The sequence below is a fragment of the Neptuniibacter pectenicola genome (assembly GCF_001597735.1).
GTDB lineage: Bacteria > Pseudomonadota > Gammaproteobacteria > Pseudomonadales > Balneatricaceae > Neptuniibacter > Neptuniibacter pectenicola.
Window position 1 is genome coordinate 1 of sequence record NZ_LUTS01000116.1, and the last position, 274, is coordinate 274.

1 protein-coding gene is annotated in these 274 nt (G+C 43.4%); it reads left to right on the plus strand.

Features of this window, described 5'->3' with window-relative positions:
* Positions 1–190, plus strand: a 190-nt coding sequence (locus A3773_RS17135) for a hypothetical protein (RefSeq protein ID WP_156473571.1), incomplete at its 5' end; no start/stop codon positions are given.
* Positions 191–274 lie beyond the last annotated feature (84 nt).

Here is a 274-nt window from a genome sequence, read left to right on the forward strand (position 1 = left end):
ACTAACCCAGTTGGAACAATTAGGTCAAAAGCCAACGGCCAACGATTCTCCACAAGTCGACATTGCCAATCAGTTGAGTTTGATTCCAGAGCCAAGCGAAGTGGAAGAAGCACTGGCACAAATCGACCCAGACGATCTAACACCGAGACAAGCATTGGAAGAGTTATACCGCCTGAAACGTTTGTTATAGTAGTAACGACTTGCTCTCTTGCTGATGTTTTTAGCAAGAGAGCAAACTCGATTGTGCACTCATAATTGTCATAACTAGCAATTT